Annotated in this window: 24 protein-coding genes and 2 pseudogenes; 24 read left to right on the top strand and 2 right to left on the bottom strand. The window is 71.6% G+C overall.

Features of this window, described 5'->3' with window-relative positions:
* The 23 genes and pseudogenes from N869_RS17655 to N869_RS04275 form a co-directional block, all read left to right on the top strand.
* A pseudogene (locus N869_RS17655) lies at positions 1 to 458 on the top strand (homoserine kinase); the annotation flags it as partial.
* Positions 459 to 746: 288 nt separating this feature from the next.
* The gene (gene rho / locus N869_RS04380; protein WP_035058389.1) at positions 747 to 2,705 is read left to right on the top strand and encodes a transcription termination factor Rho; all 1,959 of its coding nucleotides are present in this window, start codon (positions 747 to 749) and stop codon (positions 2,703 to 2,705) included.
* 120 nt (positions 2,706 to 2,825) lie between these two features.
* The gene (rpmE, locus tag N869_RS04375) at positions 2,826 to 3,041 is read left to right on the top strand and encodes a 50S ribosomal protein L31 (protein WP_035058371.1); all 216 of its coding nucleotides are present in this window, start codon (positions 2,826 to 2,828) and stop codon (positions 3,039 to 3,041) included.
* 99 nt (positions 3,042 to 3,140) lie between these two features.
* Entirely contained in the window at positions 3,141 to 4,232 is a 1,092-nt protein-coding gene (gene prfA, locus N869_RS04370; protein WP_035058368.1) for a peptide chain release factor 1, read from the top strand.
* The gene (prmC, locus tag N869_RS04365; protein WP_156968341.1) at positions 4,229 to 5,134 is read left to right on the top strand and encodes a peptide chain release factor N(5)-glutamine methyltransferase; all 906 of its coding nucleotides are present in this window, start codon (positions 4,229 to 4,231) and stop codon (positions 5,132 to 5,134) included. Before prfA ends, prmC begins: the two co-directional genes overlap by 4 nt.
* A 61-nt stretch (positions 5,135 to 5,195) precedes the next feature.
* Entirely contained in the window at positions 5,196 to 5,801 is a 606-nt protein-coding gene (locus tag N869_RS04360) for an L-threonylcarbamoyladenylate synthase (RefSeq protein ID WP_052104967.1), read from the top strand.
* Positions 5,798 to 6,922, top strand: coding sequence for an MraY family glycosyltransferase (locus tag N869_RS04355; RefSeq protein ID WP_035058365.1), 1,125 nt, complete (start codon positions 5,798 to 5,800; stop codon positions 6,920 to 6,922). Before N869_RS04360 ends, N869_RS04355 begins: the two co-directional genes overlap by 4 nt.
* Complete coding sequence (locus N869_RS04350) at positions 6,919 to 7,410, top strand: hypothetical protein (protein ID WP_035058363.1); 492 nt, start codon at positions 6,919 to 6,921, stop codon at positions 7,408 to 7,410. The genes N869_RS04355 and N869_RS04350 overlap by 4 nt, the downstream gene beginning before the upstream one ends.
* Before the next feature lie 103 nt (positions 7,411 to 7,513).
* Positions 7,514 to 8,416, top strand: a complete 903-nt coding sequence (gene atpB, locus N869_RS04345) for a F0F1 ATP synthase subunit A (RefSeq protein ID WP_084136408.1) — start codon at positions 7,514 to 7,516, stop codon at positions 8,414 to 8,416.
* An 85-nt stretch (positions 8,417 to 8,501) separates the two neighbouring features.
* Entirely contained in the window at positions 8,502 to 8,732 is a 231-nt protein-coding gene (gene atpE / locus N869_RS04340; protein ID WP_035058361.1) for an ATP synthase F0 subunit C, read from the top strand.
* Positions 8,729 to 9,289 (top strand): F0F1 ATP synthase subunit B, encoded by a 561-nt coding sequence (locus N869_RS04335; RefSeq protein ID WP_035058359.1) that lies wholly within the window; start codon positions 8,729 to 8,731, stop codon positions 9,287 to 9,289. Before atpE ends, N869_RS04335 begins: the two co-directional genes overlap by 4 nt.
* Positions 9,289 to 10,104, top strand: a complete 816-nt coding sequence (locus N869_RS04330) for a F0F1 ATP synthase subunit delta (RefSeq protein ID WP_035058355.1) — start codon at positions 9,289 to 9,291, stop codon at positions 10,102 to 10,104. The genes N869_RS04335 and N869_RS04330 overlap by 1 nt, the downstream gene beginning before the upstream one ends.
* Positions 10,105 to 10,187: 83 nt before the next feature.
* A complete protein-coding gene (gene atpA, locus N869_RS04325) occupies positions 10,188 to 11,822 on the top strand; it encodes a F0F1 ATP synthase subunit alpha (protein WP_035058352.1) in 1,635 nt (544 codons plus the stop codon).
* 2 nt (positions 11,823 to 11,824) lie between these two features.
* Positions 11,825 to 12,721, top strand: a complete 897-nt coding sequence (locus N869_RS04320) for a F0F1 ATP synthase subunit gamma (protein ID WP_035058350.1) — start codon at positions 11,825 to 11,827, stop codon at positions 12,719 to 12,721.
* A 67-nt stretch (positions 12,722 to 12,788) separates the two neighbouring features.
* Positions 12,789 to 14,267 (top strand): F0F1 ATP synthase subunit beta, encoded by a 1,479-nt coding sequence (gene atpD, locus N869_RS04315; protein ID WP_035058347.1) that lies wholly within the window; start codon positions 12,789 to 12,791, stop codon positions 14,265 to 14,267.
* A 45-nt stretch (positions 14,268 to 14,312) separates the two neighbouring features.
* Positions 14,313 to 14,585: a F0F1 ATP synthase subunit epsilon gene (locus N869_RS04310; RefSeq protein WP_035058345.1), complete on the top strand. Its 273-nt coding sequence runs from the start codon at positions 14,313 to 14,315 to the stop codon at positions 14,583 to 14,585.
* A gap of 21 nt (positions 14,586 to 14,606) precedes the next feature.
* Positions 14,607 to 15,023 carry a DUF2550 family protein gene (locus N869_RS04305; RefSeq protein ID WP_035058342.1) on the top strand — a complete coding sequence of 139 codons (417 nt, stop codon included), beginning with the start codon at positions 14,607 to 14,609 and terminating at the stop codon, positions 15,021 to 15,023.
* Complete coding sequence (nucS, locus tag N869_RS04300) at positions 15,023 to 15,718, top strand: endonuclease NucS (protein WP_035058339.1); 696 nt, start codon at positions 15,023 to 15,025, stop codon at positions 15,716 to 15,718. The genes N869_RS04305 and nucS overlap by 1 nt, the downstream gene beginning before the upstream one ends.
* Before the next feature lie 5 nt (positions 15,719 to 15,723).
* Positions 15,724 to 16,974, top strand: a complete 1,251-nt coding sequence (locus N869_RS04295; protein WP_232229603.1) for an N-acetylglucosamine-6-phosphate deacetylase — start codon at positions 15,724 to 15,726, stop codon at positions 16,972 to 16,974.
* A 61-nt stretch (positions 16,975 to 17,035) separates the two neighbouring features.
* Positions 17,036 to 18,481, top strand: a complete 1,446-nt coding sequence (locus tag N869_RS04290; RefSeq protein WP_035058338.1) for a GH1 family beta-glucosidase — start codon at positions 17,036 to 17,038, stop codon at positions 18,479 to 18,481.
* A 40-nt stretch (positions 18,482 to 18,521) separates the two neighbouring features.
* Positions 18,522 to 18,812 (top strand): hypothetical protein, encoded by a 291-nt coding sequence (locus N869_RS04285; protein ID WP_035058335.1) that lies wholly within the window; start codon positions 18,522 to 18,524, stop codon positions 18,810 to 18,812.
* Between the two features lie 52 nt (positions 18,813 to 18,864).
* Positions 18,865 to 19,641, top strand: a complete 777-nt coding sequence (locus N869_RS04280; protein ID WP_035058333.1) for an alpha/beta hydrolase — start codon at positions 18,865 to 18,867, stop codon at positions 19,639 to 19,641.
* A 70-nt stretch (positions 19,642 to 19,711) separates the two neighbouring features.
* Positions 19,712 to 20,554 carry an alpha/beta fold hydrolase gene (locus N869_RS04275; protein ID WP_035058332.1) on the top strand — a complete coding sequence of 281 codons (843 nt, stop codon included), beginning with the start codon at positions 19,712 to 19,714 and terminating at the stop codon, positions 20,552 to 20,554.
* Positions 20,555 to 20,585: 31 nt separating this feature from the next.
* Here the strand turns inward: N869_RS04275 and N869_RS04270 are convergent, their stop codons facing one another.
* Positions 20,586 to 21,011, bottom strand: a complete 426-nt coding sequence (locus N869_RS04270; RefSeq protein WP_035058331.1) for a hypothetical protein — start codon at positions 21,009 to 21,011, stop codon at positions 20,586 to 20,588.
* The gene (locus tag N869_RS04265; RefSeq protein ID WP_052104962.1) at positions 21,008 to 23,179 is read right to left on the bottom strand and encodes a coiled-coil domain-containing protein; all 2,172 of its coding nucleotides are present in this window, start codon (positions 23,177 to 23,179) and stop codon (positions 21,008 to 21,010) included. Before N869_RS04265 ends, N869_RS04270 begins: the two co-directional genes overlap by 4 nt.
* A gap of 253 nt (positions 23,180 to 23,432) precedes the next feature.
* On the opposite strand from N869_RS04265, the pseudogene N869_RS04260 reads away from it, so the two are divergent.
* Positions 23,433 to 24,296 (top strand): annotated as a pseudogene (locus N869_RS04260) (hypothetical protein); the annotation flags it as partial.

The raw sequence follows: 24,296 nt of genomic DNA, 5'->3' as shown, positions 1-24,296 counted from the left end.
TGCGCGCGGACGTCGAGGCGGTCGTGCTCGTCCCGGACGACACGTGCGCGACCCGCAAGGCCCGGGGGGTGCTGCCGCCGACGGTCCCGCACGCCGATGCCGCCAGGACGGCCGGCCGGGCGGCGCTCCTCGTCCACGCGCTGTGCCACGAGCCGACCCTGCTGCTCGAGGCGACCGAGGACGTGCTGCACCAGCCCTACCGGGCCGAGGTCATGGCCCCGACGTTGCGACTCGTGGGTGAGCTCCGGTCCCGCGGTCAGGCTGCGGTCGTCTCGGGTGCGGGCCCGTCCGTCCTGGTCCTCCAGCCCTCGGCCGCTGCGGACGAGGGCGAGGTGGCGCGCCGCGCCGCGCTGGCCGCCGTCCACGGGGGGGACGGTGGGTGGCGTGAGCTCCGCCCGGGGATCGCCCTGGACGGGGCACGGGCGTTGCACGTGGGCGAGGCGAGCGCCGCCAGGTGAGCGTGCCGACCTCGCCGCCCACCGGCGCTGTCCACCGGCTCTGACGACCGTCGTTCGGCTGGTGGTACCGTAGGGTCATCCCCCCGGCACTCCGCGCGGACATCGTGCACCTCGAGGTGCACCACGGTGCGTACCGGGACAATCCGCCGGCGGGGCCCAGCCAGGTGATGACCGCGCTCCGGCGCACGATCCCACCGTGGCGACCAGCGCGTCCGGACGAGACCGGGCGTCGAACCCATGCGGCCCTCCCGTGCAGTGACGGCCGCCGACGAGGGGGAAGGATCCTTCGTGACAGACACCACCGAGGCCGTCGAGTCCAGCGGTGCGGACTCCGGCCGCAAGCCCGCGGCCTCCAGAGGTGCCGCGCTGTCGGGCCTGAGGCTCCCGGAGCTGCAGGCGCTGGCGGCAGAGATCGGCATCACGGGGACCTCCGGCATGCGCAAGGCCGACCTGGTGGCGGCCATCAAGGAACGTCGGGGTTCGGGCACGTCCGCAGGGTCGAGGTCCGCCGGGCAGGCACCGGCCGCGAAGCAGACTGCGACTCCTGCGGAGGAGACCAGGTCCCGCACCACCCCGCTCCTCGACCTGCCGCCAGTGAAGGACCCCGACAAGCAGGCCGAGAACGCCGGCGAGGGCGCTGACGAGCGTGCCGCCCGGGCCGCGGAGGCCGCCAGGGCGGTCTCCGGTGAGGGTCGTCGATCCCGCCGGTCCGGGCGCGGTGAAGGCCCGCCCGCCGGTGACGACAGCGGACGTCCCGGCCGTGAGAAGCAGGGTGAGGACCAACGCAAGGGCGACGGTGGTCGCGACGGTGACGGCGGTCAGCGCGACGGAGGCCAGCGCGAGGGCACGCACGGTCGTGACAGCGGTCCCGGGCGTGAGGGTGGCCAGGGTCGCGAGGGCCAGGGGCGTCAGCAGGGTCGTGACGGCGCGACACGCGGCCCCGCGGACCAGCAGCGCGGTGACGGCGAGGAGGGCGGCGGACGTCGACGTCGGGGCCGCAACCGTGACCGTGACCGTGGCAAGCGACGCGGGCGTGGTGGTCAGAACGACCTGGGGGGCTACGAGGACGTCGAGGTCTCGGACGACGACGTCCTGCTCCCGGTCGCGGGGATCCTGGACATCAAGGACAACTACGCGTTCGTGCGCACCTCCGGGTACCTGCCCGGTGACAACGACGTGTACGTGTCGATGAACCAGGTCAAGAAGAACGGGATGCGGAAGGGCGACGCCGTGGTCGGCGCGGTGCGGCAGCCGCGGGAGGGCGAGGCGCAGTCGCAGGGCCGCGGGTCGAAGGTCAACGCACTGGTGCGTCTGGACTCGATCAACGGCATGGGGGCCGAGGAGTCGCGCAAGCGGCCCGAGTTCGGCAAGCTCACCCCGCTGTACCCCCAGGAGCGCCTGCGTCTGGAGACCGTCCCGAACGTGATGACCACCCGGGTCATCGACCTCGTCGCACCGATCGGCAAGGGTCAGCGTGGCCTGATCGTCTCCCCGCCCAAGGCCGGCAAGACGCTCGTGCTGCAGGCGATCGCGAACGCGATCTCCCAGAACAACCCCGAGGTCCACCTCATGGTCGTGCTCGTGGACGAGCGCCCCGAAGAGGTCACCGACATGCAGCGGACGGTGAACGGAGAGGTGATCGCCTCGACGTTCGACCGGCCCGCCGACGACCACACGACCGTCGCCGAGCTGGCGATCGAACGTGCCAAGCGTCTGGTCGAGCTCGGTCAGGACGTGGTGGTCCTCCTCGACTCGATCACGCGCCTGGGACGGGCGTACAACATCGCGGCACCGGCGTCGGGCCGCATCCTGTCCGGTGGTGTGGACTCCAGCGCCCTGTACCCGCCCAAGCGGTTCTTCGGCGCGGCCCGCAACATCGAGAACGGGGGGTCGCTCACGATCCTCGCCACCGCCCTGGTCGAGACCGGGTCGAAGGCCGACGAGGTGATCTTCGAGGAGTTCAAGGGCACCGGGAACATGGAGCTCAAGCTCTCGCGGACCCTGGCCGACAAGCGGATCTTCCCCGCGGTGGACGTGGACGCCTCCGGTACCCGCCGGGAGGAGATCCTCATCCCCGCCGACGAGCTCAAGATCAGCTGGAAACTGCGACGGGTCATGAGCGCGTTGGACCAGCAGCAGGCCATCGAGCTCCTGCTCTCGAAGCTGCGCGAGACGAGCTCGAACGTCGAGTTCCTGCTCCAGGTGCAGAAGACCACGCCCAGCGCGCCCGGGCAGCACGAGGACTGATCCGGACGGTCGGTCCGGTTATGGCCCGGACCGACCGTCTGGCAGACTGTCCCTTCGGTCTGCGGTTCACGCCTGCGATCAGCGCAGGCGACCCGGAGGCCCGTCGATAGGAGAACCACTGTGAAGAGCGACATCCACCCGGAGTACGTCGAGACCCGCGTGACCTGCACGTGCGGCGCCTCGTTCGTGACGCGCAGCACCGCGACCTCCGGCAGCATCCACGCGGACGTGTGCAGCGCCTGCCACCCGTTCTACACGGGCAAGCAGAAGATCCTCGACACCGGTGGCCGCGTGGCCCGGTTCCAGGCTCGCTACGGCAAGCAGGACTCCAAGTAGTCCACCCGACGCCGGCGGTGACCACGCCCGGCTCGTCACGAGCCGGGATGGGCCCGCCGGCGTCGTCGTGCCCGTGAACCGTCCTGGGAGGGACCACCCGTGAACGAGGTCGCCGACGCGGTGGCACCGTCCCTGGCCGAGCACGCCCGGATCGAGGCCGAGCTCGCCGATCCCGCCGTCCACGCCGACGCGCGCCGGGCCAGGTCCTTGGGCCGTCGGTACGCCGAGCTGGGACGGGTGGTGGCGGCCTACCAGCAGTGGCGCGCGGCACGCGACGACGCCGAGGCCGCAGCGGAGCTGGCCGAGGAGGACCCGGGGTTCGCCTCCGAGCTCGGGGAGCTGCGCTCGGCCGAGGAGGCCGCCCGGGACCGCCTGCGTCGGGTGCTCATCCCGCGCGACCCCGACGACTCCCGGGACGTCCTGATCGAGATCAAGGCGGGGGAGGGGGGCGAGGAGTCCGCCTTGTTCGCCGCCGACCTGCTGCGCATGTACCAGCGCTTCGCCGAGCGGCGGGGCTGGCGCACCGATGTGCTGGGGTCCACGGTCTCGGACCTGGGTGGCATGAAGGACGTCACGCTGGCCGTCAAGGCCCGCGGCGACGTCGCACCCGAGGACGGGGTGTGGGCGCACCTGAAGTTCGAGGGCGGCGTGCACCGGGTGCAGCGGGTGCCGGTGACCGAGTCCCAGGGCCGGATCCACACCTCCGCCGCCGGCGTGGTGGCCCTGCCTGACGTCGAGGACCCCGCAGAGCTGGAGATCGACCCGGCCGACCTCCGCGTCGACGTGTTCCGTTCCTCGGGACCCGGTGGGCAGTCGGTCAACACCACGGACTCCGCGGTGCGGATCACCCACCTGCCCTCGGGGCTGGTCGTCGCCTGCCAGAACGAGAAGTCCCAGCTGCAGAACAAGGAGTCCGCCCTGCGGATCCTGCGTGCTCGCCTGCTCGCGGTCCAGCAGGAGCAGGCAGCTGCCGAGGCCTCCGAGCTCCGGAGGTCCCAGGTGCGGACCGTGGACCGGTCCGAGAGGATCCGGACCTACAACTTCCCCGAGAACCGCATCGTGGACCACCGGACCGGGTTCAAGGCGTACAACCTCGACCAGGTGCTCGCCGGTGACCTCGACGCGGTCGTGCAGTCCTGCATGGCGGCCGAGGAGGCGGAGCGGCTGGCCGCGGCGGGGGCGGCCGAGTGACCGCCGCAGGCCTCGGCCACGACCACGGTCGGACGGCGACGCTCCGGGCCGCGGTGCGTGGTGCGGCGTCGCTGCTCGCCGAGGCCGGGGTGGGGTCGCCCGACCATGACGCGTGCGCCCTCGCGGCCCACGTGCTGGGGGTGGACCGCCTGGACCTGGTCCTGCCGCCGCCGTTGCCGGCGGACTTCACCTCCCGCCTGGCCGGGCTCGTCGAGCGGCGCTGTCGGCGGGAGCCGTTGCAGCACATCGTCGGGCACGCGTTCTTCCGGCACGTGCGGCTCGAGGTCCGGCCGGGGGTGTTCGTCCCGCGCCCGGAGACCGAGGTCGTCGCCGAGGTGGCGGTGCGTGAGGCGCTGCGGGTGGCGGCCCGCAGGGTGCCGGTCGTGGTCGACCTCTGCTGCGGGGCCGGAGGGATGGCCGTGTCGGTGGCGCACGAGGTGCCGGGGTCCCAGGTCCACGCGGTCGACCTGTCCGGCGAGGCGGTCGCGCTCACGGAGGACAACGCCCGCGCGGTCGGCGTCACGGTCCTGACCCGCGTGGGCGACGCGACCGACCCGAGGATCCTCTCCGACGTCGCCGGTTCGGTCGACGTGGTGGTGTCGAACCCCCCGTACATCCCGCCCCACGCTGTTCCGGTGGACCCTGAGGTGCGCGACCACGACCCGGACCTCGCCCTGTACGGAGGTGGTCCCGACGGCCTGGCGGTTCCGCGTGGAGTGGTGACAGCAGCGGGGTCGCTGCTGCGGACCGGGGGTCTGCTGGTGATGGAGCACGCCGAGGTGCAGGCCACGGCGGTGCGTGAGCTGGTCGCGGCACGCGGGGTCTTCGACGACGTCGAGACCCGCGACGATCTGACCGGACGTCCGCGGATGGTCGTGGCCCGGCGCGGAGGCGCGTCGTGAAAGACTCCCGCCCGTGAGCGTCGTCCTGGGATGCACCGACCCCCAGACCTGGGGGCCGTCCATGGACGAGGCCGTCAACGCCCTGGCGCGCGGTGGGCTGGTGGTGCTCCCGACGGACACGGTGTACGGGCTCGGGGCCGACGCGTTCCAGCCCGAGGCGGTCGCAGCGCTCGCATCGGTCAGGCGTCGGGTCCCTGCGGTGCCACCGCCGGTCCTGGTGCCCGACGCCCGCACCCTGGACGGCCTGTGCACCGACGTGCCGGACGCCGTGCGCGACCTGGTCCAGGCGTTCTGGCCCGGTGGGCTGACGGTGATCTGCAGGTCCCAGCCGTCCCTGGCGTGGGACCTGGGCGACGCGGCCGGGACCGTGGCGGTGCGCGTGCCCGATCACGCCGCTGCGCTGGCGCTGCTGCGCCGGACCGGCCCGCTGGCGGTCACCGGGGCGCACCTGAGCGGGAGCCCGGCCACCCGCAACGCGCAGGACGCCCAGGACCAGCTGGGCCCGTCCGTCTCCGTGTACCTGGACGCCGGCCCCGCGCCGGGAACGACACCGTCGACGATCGTCGACGCGACCGGTGGGCGCCTGCGGGTCGTGCGGGCGGGCGCTGTCGGCCTGGAGCTCCTCCGTACCGTCGCCGATGTCGAACCCGTGGGGGAGGACACGTGAGGGTCTACCTCCTCGTCGTGCTGGTCGCGGCGTCCGTGACGTACCTGACGACGCCGCTGGCGCGGTGGTTGGCGCTGCGCACCGGTGCGATCACGGCGGTGCGCTCCCGTGACGTGCACTCCGTCCCCACCCCGCGGCTCGGTGGCGTGGCGATGCTGCTCGGGATCGCCGCAGCGATGGTCGTGGCTTCCCGGATGCCGTTCCTCGAGGGCGTCTTCAGCCAGCGGGAGGCGTGGGCGATCCTGGGCGGTGCGGCGATGGTCTGCCTGCTCGGTGTGGCGGACGACATCTGGGACCTGGACTGGTTCACCAAGCTGATCGGTCAGGTGCTCGCCGCAGGCGTGATGGCCTGGCAGGGAGGCGTCTGGCTCTATGCCGTGCCGATCGCCGGCCAGACCATCGGCAGCTCACAGCTCTCGCTCGTCGTGACCGTCCTGGTGATCGTGGTGGCGATGAACGCCGTGAACTTCGTGGACGGCCTCGACGGGCTGGCAGCGGGGGTGGTCGCGATCGGTGGCACGGGGTTCTTCGTCTACACCTACCTGCTGTCCCGCGACGTCAGCGCCGAGAACTACGCGAACGTCGCGAGCCTGGTGGTCGCGGTCCTCGTCGGGGCGTGCCTGGGGTTCCTTCCGCACAACTTCCACCCCGCCAGGATCTTCATGGGGGACTCGGGGTCGATGCTCATCGGCCTGGTCATCGCAGCGGCCGGCATCGTGGTGACGGGGCAGATCGACACCGTGGTGGTGGAGGAGCGGCAGCAGATCCCGGCGTTCCTCCCGATCGTCCTGCCGGTGGCGGTGCTGCTCCTGCCGCTGCTGGACATGGGCCTGGCGGTGGTCCGTCGAGTGGGGGCGGGACGGTCGCCGTTCCACCCCGATCGGCTCCACCTGCACCACCGGTTGCTGGAGCTGGGCCACTCCCACCGTCGCGCGGTCCTGATCATGTACCTGTGGACCGCGCTGTTCGCGTTCGGCGCCGCGGGCCTTGCCGTGTGGACCACCGGGACGACCCTGGGTGTGCTCGGGGCAGGTGCGGTGGTGGTCCTGCTGCTGACCTTGGGACCGATGCGCGGCGCCGCCCTACGACCGAGACCGACGACGAGGAGTGCGACACGATGACCGATCCCCGAGACGACCGGCCACGGACCGACGGTGCAGCGCCGACGGGCTCGTCACCGGTGGCGACGACGAGCGACGTGTTCCGGCGGGCCCTGCGTGGGGTGCTCGTGCTCATGGGTGCGGTGACCGTCCTGGGAGGAGTCGGTGGCTACCTCGTCGCGGGGACCCCGGGCCTCTGGTCGGCGCTGATCGCGTCGGCGGTGACGCTGGTGTTCACCGGCAGCACCGTGGTCGCCATGCTCCGTACCGCGAGGTCGTCGGTCACGGTGGCGAGCGCGGCACTCGTGGGCACCTGGATCGCCAAGATGGCCTTGCTGCTGGTCGTGGTCGCGCTGCTGCGGGACGCGCAGTTCTACGACCGCCCGGTGTTCGGGGTGGTGGTCCTGGTCGGGGTGATCGGGTCGATCTGGGTCGACTTCCGGGCGGTGACGAGCGTGCGGGTCCCGTACGTCGAGCCGGGCGCCGGGACCGCGCGGGACGCCGGGTGACGGTGCCCCGCGGCAGGCCCGTCGAGGCCCGGGACCATGGTCCCTCGCGCACCTCCGACGCTGCAGCCTGCGGAGGCGGACCGAGTTCGGCCGACACGGCCTCATGGGTTACGATTTCCGCGATCCACACCAACTCGGTCCGACGACGCGCTGTCTTTGGCGCGCCCGCGCGGCCGACGACCTCGGGGAGTGCGCTCTGATCACCGCAGCGACGGACCTCCTGCTCGCCGCCGGTGAGGGCGGTGGGATCCACATCCCGACGATGGACGAGTTCTTCCCTCCGGCCATCGCCTTCGAGGGCACGATCTTCGAGTTCAACCGCGTGACCTTCGTGCGCATCCTGGCCACGGTCGTCCTGTGCGTGGTCTTCTGGATCCTCGCCAACCGCGCCCGGCTGGTCCCCGGTCGTGCCCAGAGCATCGCCGAGATGGGGCTGGACTTCGTCCGGGTCAACATCGCCGAAGAGGTTCTCGGCAAGAACCACGCGCGTCCCTACGTGCCGCTGCTCACCACCATGTTCTTCGCGATCTTCGCGCTGAACATCACCGGTGTGCTGCCGCTGCTGAACATCTCCTCCAACAGCGTGGTGGCGGTGCCGCTGCTGCTCGCCGTCGCGTCGTTCGTCGCGTTCATCGTGGCGGGCATCCGGGCTCACGGCGTGTTCGGCTACGTCCGGACCACGTTGTTCCCCTCGGGTGTCCCGTGGCCCCTCTACTTCATCCTGGCTCCCATCGAGGTCCTCTCGACCTTCATCCTGCGGCCGGCGACGCTCACCATCCGTCTCATGTCGAACATGCTCGCCGGGCACCTGCTGCTCGTGCTGTTCTTCGCCATGACGCACTACTTCTTCGTGGAGGCCGGTCCGGCGTTCGCCGCTGTCGGTGTGGTGACGTTCGGTGCCTCGATCGCCTTCACCGTGTTCGAGATCTTCATCTCTGCGCTGCAGGCCTATATCTTCACGCTCCTGACGGCGGTGTACATCAACCTCTCGCAGGAGGCGCACTGACCTACCGTCGGTCGCGACCGCGGCCGTTCGACCGATGTGACAACACCCTGCGCGCGACGTGCGGGGGACCATGGAAGGAATCACAGTGGACAGCACCATCCTCGCCCAGGTGACCGGCAACATCGCGACGATCGGCTACGGTCTGGCGACCCTGGGCCCGGCCCTCGGTATCGGCATGCTGGTCGCGAAGACCCAGGAGAGCACCGCTCGCCAGCCTGAGGTCGCCGGCCAGCTGCGGATCAACATGTTCATCGGTATGGCACTGGTCGAGGCCCTGGGCCTGATCGGGCTGGTCGCGGGTCTGATGTTCTCATGATCGACGCGACCGTGATCGCCGCCGGGGAGGGGAACGCCCCGGAGGGCGTGATGATGTTCGTCCCCCCGCTGGAGGAGGTCGTCTGGTCGGCCCTGGCGCTGGTCGTCATCGCGCTGGTCTTCTGGAAGAAGGTCCTGCCGGCCTTCACGCGCATCCTGGACGAGCGCGCCGAGCTCATCCAGGGCGGTATCGCCAAGGCCGAGACCGCGCAGGCCGAGGCGCAGGAGGCCCTGGAGGAGTACACCCGGCAGCTGGCCGAGGCTCGCGCCGAGGCCGGACGGATCCGTGAGGCGGCGAGGGCCGAGGGTGCCACGATCATCGAGGAGCTGCGCACGAAGGCTTCCCAGGACGCCGCGCGGATCCTGGAGAACGCGCAGCGGCAGATCGAGGCCGAGCAGCAGCAGGCCTCGCAGGCCCTGCGTGCCGAGGTCGGGTCGTTGGCGACCGAGCTGGCGTCACGGATCGTGGGCGAGGCGCTCGCCGACTCCGCCCGCCAGTCGCGAGTGATCGACCGGTTCCTCGACGAGCTCGAGTCGACCACGGTGGACCGGACCTGATGCGCGGCACGGGACAGGCGTCGCTGCAGGCAGTGGCCGAGGGCTACGAGCCGGTCCTGCGCGCTGCCGGTTCGTCGGCGGCGTCCCTGGGCCGTGACCTGTTCGCGGTGGTGGACGCCCTCGACGGGTCGAGCGCGCTGCGCCGTGCCCTGAGCGACCCTGCACGCAGCGGCGAGGACAAGAGCGGACTGGTCGCCGGACTCCTTGCGGGCAAGGTCGACGACCGGGTCGTGGCCGTGGTGTCCGCGCTGGTCCGTGCCCGCTGGTCCGCCGAGGCGGACCTGGTGCAGGCCGTGGAGCTGCTCGCGACCGACTCCGTGCTCGCAGCGGCCGACCACGACGGGGCCCTGGCGCAGGTCGAGGACGAGCTCTTCCGGATCGACCGTGTCCTGGCGGGCGAGCGTGCTCTCCGTCAGGCCCTGACCGATCGCTCGGCCGAGCCGTCCAGGCGGGCGGCGCTGGTGCGTCAGGTGTTCGGCGAGCAGGCTCACCCGCTGACCGTGGAGCTGCTCGAGCGGGTGGCGCGTGCGCCACGGGGTCGCAGCATCACGGCGGCGCTGGCGCACCTGGGCCGGCTCACGGCGGAGCGTCGACGGCGGCTGGTGGCCAAGGTCACCGCCGCGACGGTCCTGACCGAGGCGCAGCGTGCGCGCCTGGTCGCGCTGCTGGAGCGCACCTACGAGCGCCCCGTGCAGCTCAACGTGTCCGTCGACCCGGCCGTCATCGGCGGTCTGCGGATCGAGGTCGGTTCGGAGGTCGTGGACGCGACCGTGCTGGGCCGGCTCGATGACGCGCGACGGCGACTGGCCGGCTAGGCCGCCCCCATGACAACCGAGCCTGCCGGCTCGTGCAGACGATGCGACAGCACACCGGTGCCGTCACGACAGGAGAGAGACCCATGGCTGAGCTGACGATCAAGCCCGAGGAGATCCGGGCTGCTCTGGACAGCTTCGTGAAGTCCTACGAGCCGCAGGGCGCCGTGCGCGAGGAGGTCGGCCGCGTGACTCTCGCGGGCGACGGGATCGCGCAGGTCGAGGGCCTGCCGGGGGCGATGGCCAACGAGCTGCTCGAGTTCGAGGACGGCACGCTCGGCCTCGCGCTGAACCTCGACGTGCGAGAGATCGGCGTCGTGGTGCTGGGCGAGTTCACCGGCATCGAGGAGGGCCAGACGGTCCGCCGGACCGGTGAGGTCCTGTCCGTGGCCGTGGGTGACGGTTACCTGGGGCGTGTCGTGGACCCGCTCGGTCACCCGATCGACGGTCTCGGCGAGATCGCGACCGAGGGTCGTCGTGCCCTGGAGCTCCAGGCCCCGGGCGTCATGGCCCGTAAGAGCGTCCACGAGCCGCTGCAGACCGGCCTGAAGGCCATCGACGCGATGATCCCGATCGGTCGCGGTCAGCGGCAGCTGATCATCGGCGACCGGCAGACCGGCAAGACGGCGATCGCGATCGACACGATCATCAACCAGAAGGCCAACTGGGAGTCCGGCGACCCGACGAAGCAGGTGCGTTGCATCTACGTCGCGATCGGGCAGAAGGGCTCGACCATCGCGGCGGTCCGCGGAGCGCTCGAGGAGGCCGGCGCCCTGGAGTACACGACCATCGTCGCGGCTCCCGCCTCCGACCCTGCCGGCTTCAAGTACCTGGCCCCCTACACGGGCTCGGCGATCGGCCAGCACTGGATGTACGGCGGCAAGCACGTGCTCGTCGTCTTCGACGACCTGTCCAAGCAGGCCGAGGCGTACCGCGCCGTGTCGCTGCTCCTTCGTCGGCCGCCGGGCCGTGAGGCGTACCCGGGCGACGTGTTCTACCTGCACTCCCGGCTGCTGGAGCGTTGTGCGAAGCTCAACGACGAGCTCGGCGCGGGCTCGATGACCGGACTGCCGATGATCGAGACCAAGGCCAACGACGTCTCGGCGTACATCCCGACGAACGTCATCTCGATCACCGACGGTCAGATCTTCCTGCAGTCCGACCTCTTCAACGCCGACCAGCGTCCGGCGGTCGACGTCGGTATCTCGGTGTCGCGTGTGGGTGGTTCGGCGCAGGTCAAGGCCATGAAGAAGGTCTCCGGGACGCTCAAGATCGACCTTGCGCAGTACCGCTCGCTCGAGGCGTTCGCGATGTTCGCCTCCGACCTCGACGCGGCCTCGCGTCAGCAGCTGACCCGTGGCGCGCGTCTGATGGAGCTGCTCAAGCAGCCCCAGTACTCGCCGTACCCGGTGGCGGAGCAGGTGGCCTCGATCTGGGCAGGTACCAAGGGCAAGCTGGACTCGGTCCCGTTGTCCGAGGTCCGGCGCTTCGAGACGGAGATGCTCGACCACCTTCGCCGGAACAGCGACGTGCTGACGACGATCGCCGAGACGGGTCAGCTCGGTGAGGACACCGAGGCGGCTCTGGGCGCGGCGATCGACGACTTCGCGTCGACGTTCGTGGTCTCCGAGGGCGCTGATCTGACGACGGACGCGACCCTGGCCGACGGTGCCGAGGCCGAGGTCGAGCAGGAGCAGATCGTCAAGCAGAAGCGGGGCTGAACGTGGCGGGCCAGCAGCGGGTCTACCGGCAGCGGATCCGGTCGACGCAGTCGCTCAAGAAGATCTTCCGTGCGATGGAGCTGATGGCGGCCTCGCGCATCAGCAAGGCGCGGGACCGTGTGGCGGCCGCCTCGCCGTACTCGCAGGCGATCACCCGAGCGGTGTCGGCGGTCGCGACGCACGCCGAGGTCGATCACCCTCTCACCAGCGAGCGGACCGACACCCAGCGGGTCGCGGTCCTGCTCGTGACGTCCGACCGGGGCATGGCCGGCGCGTACTCCGCGTCGGTGATCCGGGAGGGTGAGCGGCTGATCGAGCAGCTCACGGCCGAGGGCAAGACCGTGTCGCTGTACGTGGCCGGTCGACGGGGCGTGTCGTACTTCACGTTCCGTCACCGTGAGATCACGCGGCAGTGGACCGGGGCGTCGGACGCCCCGGAGGTGGAGACCGCCGAGGAGATCGCCTCGACCCTGCTGGACGCGTTCCTGGCCGATGCCGACGAGGGCGGGGTCAGCGAGCTGCACGTGGTCTACACGCGGTTCGTGAACATGGTGACCCAGACGCCGCGCGTGGTCCGGATGCTTCCACTGGAGGTCGTGGAGGGGGAGGCGAGCGACGCGAGCGAGATGCTTCCGCTGTACGAGTTCGAGCCGTCACCCGAAGAGGTCCTCGACGCCCTCCTGCCCCGCTACATCTCGAGCCGGATCTACAGCTGCCTCCTGCAGGCGGCGGCGTCCGAGCTCGCCGCGCGGCAGCGTGCGATGCACACGGCCACCGAGAACGCCGAGGACCTCATCCGCACCTTCACCAGGCTCGCCAACCAGGCGCGCCAGGCCGAGATCACCCAGGAGATCAGCGAGATCGTGTCCGGCGCGGACGCGCTGTCGGCCTCGTCCTGATCGACCCGCACCCCAGACCGCACACACCCACCGGGGCCATCCTCCGGTCGAGCGAAGCGAGAGAGACATGACTGCCACCACCACCGACGCCGCGGCCCAGCCCAAGGGCGGGACCGGCACGGGCCGGGTCGCCCGGGTGATCGGCCCGGTCGTCGACATCGAGTTCCCGCCCGACGCACTCCCGGAGATCTACAACGCCCTGGAGACCACGATCGACCTCACCGCCCAGGGTGAGGGCGAGACGGTCATCACGCTCCGCCTCGAGGTCGCCCAGCACCTCGGTGACTCCATGGTGCGTGCCATCGCGCTGAAGCCGACCGACGGCCTCGTCCGCGGCGCACTCGTGGTGGACACGGGGGAGCCGATCAGCGTGCCCGTCGGGGACGTGACCAAGGGCCACGTCTTCGACGTGACCGGTGAGGTGCTCAACCTCAAGGAGGGTGAGCGCATCGAGGTGACCGAGCGCTGGCCGATCCACCGCAAGCCCCCGGCGTTCGACCAGCTCGAGTCCAAGACCCAGATGTTCGAGACCGGAATCAAGGTCATCGACCTGCTGACCCCGTACGTCCAGGGCGGCAAGATCGGGCTCTTCGGTGGCGCAGGTGTGGGTAAGACGGTCCTGATCCAGGAGATGATCTACCGCGTCGCCAACAACCACAACGGTGTCTCCGTGTTCGCCGGGGTCGGTGAGCGCACCCGTGAGGGCAACGACCTGATCGAGGAGATGACCGAGTCCGGGGTCATCAAGCAGACCGCCCTGGTCTTCGGACAGATGGACGAGCCGCCGGGCACGCGTCTGCGGGTGGCGCTGTCCGCGCTGACGATGGCGGAGTACTTCCGCGACGTGCAGAAGCAGGACGTGCTGCTGTTCATCGACAACATCTTCCGGTTCACCCAGGCGGGGTCCGAGGTCTCGACCCTCCTGGGTCGGATGCCGTCGGCGGTCGGTTACCAGCCGAACCTCGCCGACGAGATGGGTCAGCTCCAGGAGCGCATCACCTCGACGCGTGGTCACTCGATCACCTCGCTCCAGGCCATCTACGTGCCTGTGGACGACTACACCGACCCCGCTCCGGCCACGACGTTCGCGCACCTGGACGCCACCACCGAGCTGTCGCGTGAGATCGCCTCGCGGGGTCTGTACCCGGCCGTGGACCCGCTGACGTCCACCTCCCGCATCCTCGACCCGCGTTACGTCGGTCAGGCGCACTACGACGCGGCAGTCCGGGTCAAGCAGATCCTCCAGCGGAACAAGGAGCTCCAGGACATCATCGCCATCATGGGTGTCGACGAGCTCTCCGAGGAGGACAAGGTCGTCGTCGCACGGGCGCGTCGGATTCAGCAGTTCTTGTCGCAGAACACCTACATGGCAACCCAGTTCACCGGTGTGCCCGGCTCGACGGTGCCGCTGTCGGAGACGATCGAGGCCTTCACCAAGATCGCGGACGGGGACTTCGACCACATCGCAGAGCAGGCGTTCTTCAACATCGGTGGTCTGGAGGACCTCGAGCGCAACTGGGCTCGCCTCCAGGCCGAGATCGGCTGACGCCCCGCTACCCTGTCTGCAGCCGTCTAGTCTGAGGAGTCACCCGTGGCACACCTGGAGGTCGACCTCGTCGCGGCCGACCGCAAGGTCTGGTCCGGCGCCGCGAGCATGCTGAGCGCGCCCGCGGCCGAGGGCGAGATCGGGATCCTGCCCGGTCACGCGCCCGTGCTCGCGGTGCTGCAGCCGGGACCGGTCCGGATCACCCCGGTGGGGGAGGCGGCCGTCCGCGTCGCGGTCGGTGCCGGATTCCTCTCGGTGGACCACGACCAAGTGACGGTCGTCGTGGACTCCGCCGAGGGGTCCGTCGTCCAGGCCTGAACGACGACGGTGGAGCCCGGTGTGACGAGCGTCGTCCTCGGCGGCCTCACCGCCGTCCTCCTCGTCGCAGTCGTCGTTCTCGCCGGGCTGTACCTGTCGCGGCTCCGGACGCTCAGCAGGAGAGTCGGGTCCTTCGCGTGCGGGGTGCGGCACGAGGACCGCTGGACGGCCGGGATCGCGCAGTACACCCACGGGCGGATCGCGTGGTGGCGAGCCGTATCGCTGGCGCCGAGGCCCGCGCGCACGTGGTCCCGCGGAGAGCTGACGCTGCTGGAGAGGACGCCCCTGGGTGAGCAGGACGAGCACGGGCAGGAGATGCTCCTCGTCAGATGCCTCCACGGGGGTGAGACCTTCGACCTCGCGATGTCCGTACCTGCGTGCGCCGGTCTCGTCTCGTGGCTCGAGTCCGGGCCACGACCGATCGGGAGAGTGATCTGATGCGTGTGGTGATCGCGCGGTGCGAGGCCTTGTACTCGGGTCGGCTGACGGCGCGCCTGCCGCTGGCCACCCGACTGCTGCTCGTGAAGGCGGACGGGAGCGTCCTGCTCCACTCCGACGGTGGCTCGTACAAGCCTCTCAACTGGATGAGCCCGCCGTGCTCGCTGGCCGTGCAGACGCCAGGTGCCGAGGCCGAGGCGCGTGGTGTCACCGAGGTGTGGGCGGTCCAGCACGCGAAGAGCGACGACCGGCTGGTCGTGGAGCTCCACGAGGTGCTCCACGACTCGGTGCACGAGCTCGGCCTGGACCCGGGCCTGGTCAAGGACGGGGTCGAGGCTCATCTCCAGGCGCTGCTCGCGGAGCAGATCGAGGTGCTCGGCGACGGCCACACCCTGGTCAGGCGTGAGTTCCCCACGGCGATCGGCCCCGTCGACATCCTCGCCAAGGATCCCGCCGGGGGCAGCGTCGCTGTCGAGATCAAGCGCCGGGGAGACATCGACGGTGTCGAGCAGCTGACGAGGTACCTGGAGCTGCTCAACCGCGATCCGCACCTGTCACCGGTCCGGGGCGTCTACGCGGCCCAGGAGATCAAGCCCCAGGCGCGGGTGCTCGCCGAGGACCGGGGCATCAGCTGCGTGGTGCTCGACTACGACGCGATGCGTGGTGTGGACGACGTGGAGTCACGGTTGTTCTGAGTCCCGTGGATCGCGATCTGGAGGGGTCCGGTGGGACCGGCCGCGGTCGGCCGGTGGTGCTGCGCGGCAGGCTGCTGGGCGCGGGTCCTGAGGTCGCGGACGGCTGTGTCGTGGCCGGGGAGCGCGTCTTGTGGTCAGGGCCCAGCGGTTCTCTGCCACCGGTGTTCGTGGCCCCGCCCGTCAGCGATGACGTCGTGGTTCCCGGGCTGGTCGACCTGCACTGTCACGGAGGTGGGGGCGTCGATCTCGGCTCGGTGCGCTCGACCGGGGACGTGCGCCGTGCGCTCGAGGTCCACTGGCGTTCCGGCACGACCTCGGTGGTCGCGTCGGTGATGACCGCGCGATGGGTGCACATGCTGGGGGCCGCCACGGTCCTGACGGCTGCCGCCGAGCGGGGTGACCTCGCCGGGGTGCACCTGGAGGGCCCGTTCCTGTCACCGCACCACGCCGGCGCGCAGGACGGGAGGTTCATGCGGCCTGGATCGGCGCGCTCCGTGCACGAGGCCGCCGACGCGTTCGGAGGGCACCTGGTGTCCATGACGATGGCGCCGGAGGTGCCCGGTGTCCTCGGTCAGGACGGGGCGTGGTCTGCGGCGGGTCTGCTCGGTGTCCTGCCGTCCCTCGGGCACACGCGTGCCTCGGCCGACACCGCGCGTGCCGCCCTCGAACAGGCTCGGTCCGATCTCGCGGCGGCGGGGGCACGGTCCACGCGCCCGACGGTGACGCACCTGTTCAACGGGATGCCGGTGCCGCACCATCGTGACCCCGGTCCGGTCCTGGAGTGCCTGGCGGCCGCCGGCCGGGGTGCTGCCGTCCTGGAGCTGGTCGCGGACGGGGTCCACCTGGCCCCGCAGACGGTGCGGGCCGTGCTCGAGATGGTCGGCCCGCGGTCGGTGGCGTTGGTGAGCGACGCCACGCCGGCGGCGGGGCTGGGCGATCGGGAGGTGCCGTGGGGCGAGGGGGTCGTCCGTGTCCGTGACGGGGTGGCGCGCACCGGCTGCGGGGCGCTGGCCGGCGGCGCCTCGACCTTGATCGACGTGCTCCGTTCCACGGTCAGGTCGGGTGTGCCGCTCGTGGAGGCCCTCCGGTCGGCCACGGCGACGCCGGCGCGTGTCCTCGGTCGCGCGGACCTGGGTCACCTGCGACCGGGCGCCAAGGCGGACATGGTGGTGCTCGGTCCGGAGCTCGAGGTCAGGTCCGTCGTGCGTGGCGGGGTGGTCGTCCCTCCGGTGGAACATGAGAACATGAGGCCGTGAGCGCGCTCCCACAGGGTGGACGCGTCCAGGGCGACGAAGAACTGACAGACAGGATGACGGCATGACGACGACGCCAGGCCAGGCCCGCAGCTTCCCCGACTCGTTCGTGTGGGGCGCCGCGACCGCCTCGTACCAGATCGAGGGCGCCACGACCGAGGACGGTCGCGGGCCCTGCATCTGGGACACGTTCTCGGCCACGCCCGGCAAGGTGCTCGACGGTCACTCCGGTGCGGTCGCCGCTGATCACTACCACCGCACCGCGCAGGACATCGCGATGATGACCGAGCTCGGCCTGGACGCGTACAGGTTCTCCCTGGCGTGGCCTCGTATCCAGCCCACCGGTGCGGGGGAGTTCAACGCCGAGGGGCTGGCGTTCTACGACCGGCTCATCGACGACCTCCTTGCTGCGGGCATCGACCCTGTCGTGACGATGTACCACTGGGACCTTCCCCAGCCGCTGGAGGACGCCGGCGGGTGGCCGGCCCGGGACACCGCGCTGCGGTTCGCTGACTACGCCCAGAAGGTCGTGGAGTCCTACCGCGACCGGGTGAAGGTGTGGACCACGCTCAACGAGCCGTGGTGCTCGTCGTACCTGGGCTACGCCTCGGGGGTCCACGCTCCGGGGCGCCAGGACGCCGCCGACGCCCTCGCCGCGGTGCACCACCTCAACCTCGCCCACGGGCTGGCCGGTCGCGTGGTGCGGGACGTGCTGGGTGAGGCGGGAACCCTCTCCCTCACGTTGAACCTCCACGTGGCGCGCCCGGACGACCCGTCCAAGCCGGAGGACGTGGACGCGGCCCGCAAGATCGACGGCCTCGCGAACCGGGTGTTCCTGCAGCCGGTCCTGGACGGCCGGTACCCGGCCGACGTCATCGAGGACACCTCGCACCTGTCGGACTGGTCGTTCGTGCGGGACGGCGACCTGGTCACGACCCACACGGGGCTGGACGTGCTCGGGGTGAACTTCTACTCCACCCAGCGGGTCCGCCGGTACGTCCCGGACCACGAGCGCACCATGGCCGACGGGCACGGCGCGTCGGCGGCGTCGGCGTGGGTCGGTGCCGACGACGTGGAGTTCCTGCCGCAGCCCGGACCGCACACCGCGATGGGCTGGAACATCGACCCGTCCGGGATGACCGAGCTCCTCACCGGGCTCTCCCGCACGTACCCCGACCTGCCGCTCATGGTCACCGAGAACGGTGCCGCGTTCGCTGACGAGGTCACCGCCGCCGGACGGGTGCACGACGCCGAGCGGGTCAGCTACGTGGCGAGGCACGTGGACGCCGTGGGCCAGGCCATGGACGCCGGTGCGGACGTGCGCGGCTACTTCGTGTGGTCGCTGATGGACAACTTCGAGTGGGCGTACGGGTACCACCGGAGGTTCGGCATCGTGCGGATCGACTACGAGACCCAGGAGCGGATCTGGAAGGACTCCGCCTACTGGTACCGGGAGCTCGTGCGCACGCACCAGATCCCGGCGCCGGAGTCGGCACCCTCGCTGGCCTGAGCGGCGCCCCGGTCCGCCACCGCTGCGGGAGACTGGTGGCATGCCTTCCCGTCGACCGCGCCGCCGCCAGGGCCCGCACCGCGAGCTGGACCTCGACCGCGCCCTGGGGGGGCGGCGGTCGGAGTCCGGGCCGGACGGGGACTGGACGGTGCAGCAGGTGCGTGGCGGTGCCAAGGAGTACCGGTGCCCCGGGTGCAACCAGATGATCCCTGCCGGGGCCGCGCACGTGGTGGCGTGGGCGGCCGACGGGTTGCTCGGCTCACAGGCCGCCCTGGAGCTGAGGCGGCACTGGCACTCGGCGTGCTGGACGGCTCGTGGTCGGCGCCGTTGACCCGGTGAGACTTGCACGGCGTGGCGTGCCGGACGTGGCTAGGCTCGTCCCGATGAGCACCAGCGAGCAGACCGCCCCCCAGGAGATCCGTGCCCTGAGTGTCCTGCCGGCGCGGCGTGAGGACATCGAGCTCCACACCGCTGACGGGTTGCGGCTCGTCGGCGAGGTCGCCCTCCCCGCGGTCCGGGACCCGCTGGCCACGTTGATCACCTTGCACCCGTTGCCGACGCACGGTGGGTTCATGGACTCGCACGTGCTGCGCAAGGCGGCGTGGCGGCTACCGGCGCTTGCCGACCTCGCGGTGCTGCGCTTCAACACCCGCGGCACGTCCAGCCCTCGGGGACGCAGCGAGGGCGAGTTCGACGAGGGGCGCGGTGAGCGGTTCGACGTGGCCGCGGCGATCGAGTACGCCGAGTTCCACGACTTGCCCCGGCGTTGGCTCGTGGGGTGGTCGTTCGGTACCGAGCTGGCCCTCATGCACGGCGCGGACCCGTCGATCGAGGGCGCGGTGCTCCTGTCACCCCCGTTGCACCGGGCCACCGACGCCGATCTGGCCGCATGGGACGCGTTCGGCAAGCCCCTGGTGGTCCTGGTGCCCGAGCACGACGACTTCCTGCGCCCGGCCGAGGCCCGTAGGCGCTTCGCCGCGGTGCGGCAGGCCGAGGTGATCGCGGTGGACGGGGCCAAGCACCTGTGGGTCGGGGAACCTTCGGTCCGCAGGGTGCTGGACGAGATCGTGACCCACGTCCTGCCCGGACGCGGTCCGCTTCCGGCACGCTATGAGGGGCCGGTCGAGACCGCCGGCGGAGACGACGACGAGACGCGTTGACGCGCGTGGCACGTGTGACGGGGTACGGGACGAAGGTCGGCGTACCTGTGAACGACTTCGGGAGGGTCGGATGACGAGGGACCGGATGCTTCGCCTGCACGTGCTGCGCGAGGGAGAGGCGGGGCTGCTGCCCCTGGTGCTGCTGCACGGCTTCCCGCTCGACCATCGGATGTGGCTGGACGTGACCGACCTGCTTCCCGGGGATCGAACGGTCCTGGCCCCTGACCTCCCGGGGTTCGGCGCCTCGCCCAGCGGCCCGGACATCGCCGCTGCGCTCGGCGCCGACCGTGACGCACCGTCGGTGGACGTGATGGCCGATGGTGTGGCGGCGACGCTGCGTTCCGCCGGCGTGGACCGCGCGGTGATCGGGGGGCTGTCCATGGGGGGGTACGTCGCGATGGCGCTGCTGGAGCGGCACCCCGACCTCGTGGCCGGTGTCGGTCTCATCGACACCAAGTCGACGGCCGATGACGAGGGGGCCCGATCCAAGCGGCTCGAGATCGCGCGGACCGTCGTGGCCGAGCACAGGGTGGACGCCGTGTTCGGCATGAGGACCTCGGTGCTGGGTGCCTCGAACCGGGTGGCGCGCCCGGACCTCGTGGAACGGATCGAAGGCTGGATCAGGGACCAGGGGCCACGCGCCGTGGCCTGGGCCCAGGAGGCGATGGCTGCACGCCCCGACCGGACCGACGCCCTGGCGGGCTACGAGGGGCCCTCGGTCGTCGTGGTCGGGGACGAGGACGAGCTGTCGCCCGTCCCGACGGCCCAGCACATGGTCGAGGCGCTGAAGGACAGCGAGCTCGTCGTGGTCCGGGGTGCCGGCCACATGACGTCGAACGAGAGCCCTGAGCCGGTCGCGGCGGCGTTGGGGGAGCTCTTGGCGCGGGCGGGCCGCGCGGCCGCGCGCGTCTGACGGGTGGGTCCCGGCTGAGGGCGGCGAGCCCTCAGCGGGGACCTGCGTCGAGCACGATCGCGAGTGCGTCCTTCAGGTCGATGGACTCACCGTCGCGGGCGCCCTTGCCGAGCACCAGGGGCGGGTCGGAGGGTTCAGGAGTCGCCCCTGCGAGTCGCGCCCTGAGACCTCCTGGGACTCTGAGAACGTAGAAGTCGCCCTCGGTGCTGACGGCCACGGACTCGTTGCGCCGCAGGTACCAGCCGTGCAGCCCGGTGCGGTAACGGCCGGTACCGGACTCTCCGCGCGCACGGAGCGGGACGGGCTCGATCCCACGGCGGCCGGCCTCGGCCACGAACTCGGCGAGCAGCCGCCGTGCATGGTTGCTCTCGGCCTGCTGTGATCGCCGAAGAGCCCGCGCGTGCTCGTCAGCCGCGAGCCTGCGCTGCTCGCGCCAGTCGGGGTCCCCTGCCGTCACGTGCGTGGCTTCGATCCCGTGGGCGTCTTCTTGGGGCGAGCCTGCTTGCCGGTGCTCGTCGCGCCGTTCGCCTCCGGGGGTGCCGCGTGGGTGGCCGCGTCCTTCGTGGACTCGGTCTGCCTCGGGGCCTCACCCGGTGCCGGGGACGTGTCCGCTCCCGGGGCGTCCGCGGTCTCGGCGCCGGTGATCTCGGTGCTGGTCGTCGTGGGCGCCGTGTCGGTGGGTGCGGTGGGGGTACCGGACCCGGGCTGCGGACCGTGGTTCTGCGTCTCCGGTGCCGGGTGGTCGTCGTCCGTGGCGGCGGCGAAGCGGGCTTCGGCGTCCTCGGCCTTCTGCAGCGTCACGCGCGTGGGCACCGGGTCGTTGCCGAGGAGGTTGCGCAGCTCGTCGAGGTAGGAGGTGATCGACTCGCGCTGCCGGTTGAGGTCCTCGACCTGCCGCTGGGCCGTGGTGCGCTCCCGCTCGGCCTCGGTCAGCGCCTCTGAGAGGGCCTTCTCGGCGTGCTCCCTGGCCTCCGCCAGCACCCGGTCGGCGTTGCGGCGTGCGTTGGACAGGAGGTCCTTCGCGTGCGCGTCCGAGTCCCGGCGGATCTTCTCTGCCTGCTGCAGGGCGGCGGCGACCCTCTGCTCGGCCTCGTGGGCGTGGGCCTCGGAGTCGGCGACGAGTCGTTCGGTCTCCGCCTTGGCGCGTTCGTGTCGCTCGGTGTCAGCCTTCTCGGCGGCTTCCCTGCGGGCGGCGATCTCGATCTCGGCCTCTGCCCGCAGGTCCCGGACCTCGGCCCGGATCGCCTCGGCCTCGCTGGAGGCGGTGGTGGTCGCCTCGGCAGCCGCTCGACGTGCCTCGGTCAGGACCTTGTCGGCCTCCTGCCGGGAACGGTCGAGGAGTGCAGCGGCCTCGCGCTCGGTGGTCTGGCGCAGCTCGGCGGTCTCCCGTTCGGTGACCTGGCGCAGCTCGGTGGTCTCCCGCTCGGTGACCTCGCGCAGGTGTGCGGTCTCCCGCTGGGTCGTCTGGCGCAGCTCGGTGGTCTCCCGCTCGGCGGTCTCCCGCAGCTCGGCGACGTAAGCCTCCGCGTCCCCGCGGGTGACGGAGAGCTCCTGGGCGAGCTCGTCCTTGGCCCGGGCGGCCTCCTGGGCCGCGGTGGACCGGAGCTCGGTGACCTCGCGGTCGGCCGTGGCGCGGACGAAGCCGGCGTAGGTGTCGGCCTCGGCCCGGACGGCGGCCCCGTCGGCCTCGGCGCGTTGCAGGACGGCACGGGCCTCGCGCTCGGCCTCGGCGCGTACCGCGGCCGCGTGCTCCTGGGTGGCTGAGCGCAGTGCAGCGACCTCTTCGGCGGTGGTGCGCCGCAGCTCGGCGGTCTCGTTCTCGGCCTCCGAGCGCAGGCGGGCGGCGTACTGCTCGGCGTCGGCGCGCAGCGTGGACGTCTCCTGCTCGGTGGTGCGTCGCAGCTCGGTGGTGTCCGCCTCGGCCGAGGACCTCAGGTCGTGCGCGTACTCCTCGGCCTCGGTCCGCGCGGCGGTCACCTCCTTCTGCGTGCGGGTGCGCAGCTCGGTGGTCTCCTGCTCGGTACGGACCCGCAGCTCTGTGGTCTCACGTTCGATGGTGGCCCGCAGGGTGCCGAGCTCGCGCTCGAGGGTGGTGCGGCGCTCGCTCTCCTCGGTGCGGATCGCCGAGGAGATACGTGCGGCCTCACGCTCGGCCGAGCCGACCAGCTCCTCGGCACGACGGTGGGCACCGGTGATCGTGCTCTCGGACTCCGTCGCCGCACTCGCACGCAGGTCCTCGGCCTCCCGGCGTGCGGTGGCCAGGAGCTCGGCCACCTCGTTCTCGGCGCGGGCACGCATCTGCTCGGCCGCGAGCTTGGCGCGTGCCGTCGCGTCGCCGGCCTGCGCGTTGGCCTGTGCAACGACGTCCGAGGACTGCTCCTCGGCGGACCGGAGCAGCTGCTCGATCCGGGACCCGAGGCCCGAGTACGTGGGCCGTTCCGCCTCTCGGAGCTGACGGTGTGCCTCGGAGAGCTCGCCGGCGACCTGCATGGCCTTGGAGTCGAGCTGCTCCACCTGGCGCCGGGTGTCGGCGAGCTGCTTCTCGAGCTGCTGCAGCCTCTGGTCGACCAGGGTCCGGTCGTACCCTCGCATCACGACGGGGAAGAGCGATCGCTCGTCGGGCACCAGAACCTCCTCAGGGCGGCGTCGAGCCGCGCGCGTGTCCGCGTCGCGCTGCTCGCGGGGGGGCGGCAGCGCGTGCCGGTCACCGTGCTCGGGCCGACCGGGGCACCAGCGTATCGGTCGGGGCCGGGCCACGGGGAGCCCGGGTGGGGCCGCGCTGCGCAGCCTCGCCCCGGCTGTCCACCGGACCGGCCCCGGGGCGCGTGCCTGTGCTGCGCTCGCCTATGGTGGAACGTCACTTCGGAAGGGACGTTCCGTGCTCCAACGTGCTATTGCGACCGCGCTCTGCGTGCTCGGTCTGGTCGCGGCCGGGCTCGCTGTCGCCTCGGCGACGGCATGGCGCCCGGCGGACTCGCTGGTCGCCTCCGCGCAGAGCGGCGCCACCCTGGTCATGACCGAGCCGGGGGTCCTGGACGTGGCTGCCCAGCAGGTGACGCTCCGGGCGCAGGGACAGGGTGAGGCGCTCGTGGTCGCGCTGGGGCGGACCGAGGACGTCGAGGCGTGGATCGGTGACGACGCCCACACCCGGGTCACCGGGTTGCAGGACGCGAGCACGCTCGCGACCCGGGACGTCGCGGCACGTCAGCCGGAGCCCGACGACGAGGCCGGTGACGAGGACGCCGAGGAGCAAGCCGAGGAGGACGGGGAGGAGGGCACCGAGGAGGAAGCCGTCGAGCCGCCGCCCGACCCCCGTGGGTCCGACCTGTGGGTCACCGAGATCGTGGGCGACGGTTCGGTGGACCTCGAGTGGGCGGCTGAGCAGGGCCGCTGGAGCGTGCTGGTGGCGACCGTGGGGGAGGGCGCCGAACCTGCGACGCTCACGCTGACGTGGCCGCAGGAGGTACGGACGCCCTGGCTGGGGCCGGGCGTCGCGGTCGGGATCGCTCTGGTCCTCGCCGGTGCGCTGTGGTGGGTCCTGATCCTGCGTGAGGGCCGACCCCGGGCCCGCCGCGGTGACCGTGAGGGACGCGGCGCACCGGGCCGGCGCGAGGAGCCCGTGGCCCATGGCGCACCGGGGCGTGACACCTCGTCCGAGGAACGCCCTGTGCGTACCCCGGCTCCGTCGGCGGCCGCACCTCACCACCGGGCGCCCTCGGGGCCCGCGCCGGCAGACGTCGGG

Source organism: Cellulomonas bogoriensis 69B4 = DSM 16987, from assembly GCF_000767165.1.
Lineage (GTDB): Bacteria > Actinomycetota > Actinomycetes > Actinomycetales > Cellulomonadaceae > Actinotalea > Actinotalea bogoriensis.
Note: the sequence above shows the minus strand (reverse complement) of the source record. Positions and strands in the feature narration are given on the sequence as shown.